The organism is Pantoea sp. CTOTU49201, from assembly GCF_032054795.1.
Classification (GTDB): domain Bacteria; phylum Pseudomonadota; class Gammaproteobacteria; order Enterobacterales; family Enterobacteriaceae; genus Pantoea; species Pantoea symbiotica.
The window spans coordinates 1-3,368 of record NZ_DAMBSA010000466.1; the positions used below are offsets into that span (position 1 = coordinate 1).

Below are 3,368 nucleotides of genomic sequence, written 5' to 3' on the forward strand. Positions count from 1 at the left end.
GCGTATTGGCGGCAAGCGGCACGGAATTCAGCCGCGCTGACTTTCTCGCCCGGCTTACCAATCATCTGCTCAACTTTGTGCTCAATCGGCAAACCGTGGCAGTCCCAACCTGGAACATACGGCGAGTCAAAGCCCGCCATGCCTTTCGACTTAACGATAATGTCTTTCAGAATCTTGTTAACTGAGTGACCAATATGAATGCTGCCGTTCGCATAAGGAGGGCCATCATGCAAAATAAAGGTTTTTTTCCCTTTCTTGGCTTCGCGGATGATGCCGTACAGGTTGTCATCATACCAACGTTGCAGCATTCCCGGTTCACGCTTGGCCAGATCGCCACGCATCGGGAACCCCGTTTCCGGCAAATTCAGGGTAGATTTATAGTCACTCATCAGATTCTCGATTCCGTATTTCGGTCATTAAACCGGTGTTTTTAGCCCAAAGAATTGGCGGGCCGTCACCACATCTTTCGCAATTTGTTCTTTCAGCGCGTCCAGCGAAGCGAAACGCTGTTCATCGCGAATCTTCTGTTTCAGCACCACTTCAATGTGACGCCCATAGAGATTCATATTTGTGTCGAGCAGGTGAACTTCAAGCTGCTGACGTAAACCTTTTACCGTTGGGCGCGTACCAATATTGGCCACGCCAGGCAGCGGCTGATCGCCGAGGCCCAACACTTCCACCGCAAACACGCCTTTAACCGGCGTAACGGTGCGACGCAAAGGGAGATTAGCCGTTGGGAAACCGATGGTGCGCCCGAGTGCATCGCCATGCACTACGCGACCTGAGATGCTGAACGGATGGCCCAGCAGCGCTTCGGCTTGCGCAAAATCATCCTGCGCCAGCGCCTGACGAACGGCGGTGCTGCTGATGCGCTTGCCGCTATCGCAATAGGTTTGGGTGCTGATGACCTCAAAGCCATACTCCGCACCGGCTTTCTGTAATAACAGGAAATCCCCCTGGCGACCAGCGCCGAAGCGGAAATCATCGCCGACAGCCAAGAACTTGACGTTCAGCTTGTCCACCAGCAATTCGGAAATAAAACTCTGCGCCGAATGCGCAGCGAAGCGACGATCAAAACGTACGCAGAGTACGGCATCAACGCCCGCTTGTTCGAGGTACTTCAGCTTTTCACGCAAACGCGTAAGGCGCGCCGGGGCTTTATCGCCGGCAAACAGCTCAAGCGGTTGTGGCTCAAATACCATCACCACCACCGGCAGATTGCGTTTTCGTCCTTCGGCAATCAGCTGCGCCATCAAAGCCTGGTGGCCGCGATGTACGCCGTCGAAATTACCAATGGTCAGGACGCAGCCGCGATGCTGCTCTTTCAGATTATAAATACCGCGGATAAACTTCATGGCTGACTCAAACCGGTGGAAATCGGCGGATTATACCCTTGAATGGCGTTTAGGTTAACCCGTATACGTGCCTTTCCTGCTTCTGGCGCGGCTTATTCCACGCGTAGCCAGTTGCTTAGCAAGGATCTGAAGATTTTTGCTGCGAAATACTGTATTCAACGCCGCGTTGCTGGTAGAATCCTGCGCCATCAATTACGTAATCGAGTGTTGTTTTTAAAACGACGCTTATTTGCACAAATCCATTGACATAAGAAGGCGCAAAAGGCATAGTCCTCGGCCTTTGATTTGTCCATATAGATCACATTTGGGAGTTGGACCTTGGCTAATATCAAATCAGCTAAGAAACGCGCCGTAACATCTGAGAAACGTCGCAAGCATAACGCAAGCAACCGTTCAATGATGCGTACTTTCATTAAGAAAGTATACGCGGCTATCGCAACAGGCGACAAAGCTGCTGCGCAGAACGCATTCAACGAAATGCAACCACTCGTGGACCGTCAGGCTGCTAAAGGTCTGATCCACAAAAACAAAGCTGCACGTCATAAAGCAAACCTGACTGCACAGATCAACAAACTGGCTTAATCGCCCGTCTGTTAATCGCTTTGTAAAAAAGAACCGGCGCTTAGCCGGTTTTTTTATGCCTGCAATTCAGGGGTAAACAGCGCACTAAAGTCGCGATGGCAGATCCGCTGTACCGCCGGATGCTGAATCATCCGCTCAGCAAAGATCACGTGATACTCCTCCATCACCGCATCCAAACGACCAATCTCCTTGATGGCATCATCATGGTAAATCTCGTCGCCATACAGTGTGGGAGCCACAAATATCGCGTTGTTCAGCGCACCAAATGCCTTCATTAATGCCGCATCATCAAACTCACCCAGAATCTCCACCTGCAAGCCCTGGCTTTGGATCCAGTTCAGCAGTTTGCGACCCAGCATCGAGCGACGGCCCGGAATCAGCAATTGACGCTCTTCCAGGCAGGCAGGAAACGGCAGCGTCGGTAATGGCGTGTTGCACCAGAAGCTGATCGGACATTCGCCCAGCTTGACCGAAAACAACCCTTCCTGCTGAGTGGAATCAATCGGACAATCGGAGAGGATCATATCCAGCTTGTGCTGGCTTAGCTGTTCCAGCAGCATCTCGTGCGTTGATTCAAAGCAACGCAGGTGGATTCGCTCTTCAGCCACCACCGCAGCCTCCAGCACCTTGCTCACCAACTGCTTTGACAACGCATCCGCCACGCCAACATCAAACAGCAGATGCGACTCTTTGCGGTAATTAACGATATCGAGCATCTCCTGACTCAGCATGAACATGCGATCGGCATAGCGGAACACCAGTTGGCCAAGCTCATTGGGCACCAAACCGCGTCCCTGACGGCGAAAAAGCACGCCGCCGAGTTGCTCTTCCAGCGATTTGATCTGGCCAGTAACCGTCTGTGGCGCCAGGCACAGCACATCCGCAGCACGCACCACCGAGCCGGTTTTACACACCTGCCAGAAATAGTAGAGATGATTAAAATTGAGCTGATTCATCGGCAAAAAAAGGAGGCTTTCGCCTCCTTCCTCTTTTAACGCAATTTGATACGCAGCAGCGTGTAGCCAATGACCGCCGAAAGCAGCGAGCCACTGAGAATCCCCAGTTTGGAGAAGGTCACCAGTTGCTCGTGGGCGGCGTCAAATGCTAGCGAACTAATAAAGATCGACATGGTGAAACCGATACCGCATAGCACACCAATCGCCATGATATCGCGTATGGTGGTGCCTCCGGGTAGCACCGCCAGCCGCCACTTCACTGCCAGCCAGCAGAACAACGTGATGCCCAACGGTTTACCAATCAGCAAGCCGAGAATGATGCCCAGCGGCTCTGGCGACAGCGCATCCATAAAGGTAATGCCGCTCAGCGAGATGCCGGCGTTGGCAAAGGCGAACAGTGGCAGAATCAGCCAGTTTACCCACGGCATTAAACCATGCGCCAAATGCTCGGCCGGAGAATGGCCGTTCTTCTCTT

Annotated in this window: 5 protein-coding genes; 1 reads left to right on the top strand and 4 read right to left on the bottom strand. The window is 52.5% G+C overall.

What is annotated here, in order from left to right; all coding sequences use genetic code 11:
• Positions 1-389, bottom strand: a 389-nt coding sequence (locus tag RTY00_RS22215) for a class I tRNA ligase family protein (protein WP_312666283.1), incomplete at its 3' end; no start/stop codon positions are given.
• Positions 390-416: 27 nt separating this feature from the next.
• Entirely contained in the window at positions 417-1,355 is a 939-nt protein-coding gene (ribF, locus tag RTY00_RS22220) for a bifunctional riboflavin kinase/FAD synthetase (protein WP_312666285.1), read from the bottom strand.
• Between the two features lie 318 nt (positions 1,356-1,673).
• On the opposite strand from ribF, the gene rpsT reads away from it, so the two are divergent.
• Complete coding sequence (gene rpsT / locus RTY00_RS22225) at positions 1,674-1,937, top strand: 30S ribosomal protein S20 (RefSeq protein WP_036619798.1); 264 nt, start codon at positions 1,674-1,676, stop codon at positions 1,935-1,937.
• Between the two features lie 53 nt (positions 1,938-1,990).
• Here rpsT and nhaR read toward each other — a convergent pair whose 3' ends face one another.
• Both nhaR and RTY00_RS22235 read right to left on the bottom strand, forming a co-directional pair.
• Positions 1,991-2,893 carry a transcriptional activator NhaR gene (gene nhaR / locus RTY00_RS22230; RefSeq protein WP_312666287.1) on the bottom strand — a complete coding sequence of 301 codons (903 nt, stop codon included), beginning with the start codon at positions 2,891-2,893 and terminating at the stop codon, positions 1,991-1,993.
• A gap of 35 nt (positions 2,894-2,928) precedes the next feature.
• The coding region (locus tag RTY00_RS22235; RefSeq protein ID WP_312666289.1) for a Na+/H+ antiporter NhaA at positions 2,929-3,368 on the bottom strand (440 nt) is incomplete at its 5' end.

Excerpts from the sequence above, each read along its gene's own strand:
- nhaR (WP_312666287.1), bottom strand. The coding sequence starts at position 2,893 with ATGAATCAGCTCAATTTTAATCATCTCTACTATTTCTGGCAGGTGTGT.
- ribF (WP_312666285.1), bottom strand. The coding sequence starts at position 1,355 with ATGAAGTTTATCCGCGGTATTTATAATCTGAAAGAGCAGCATCGCGGC.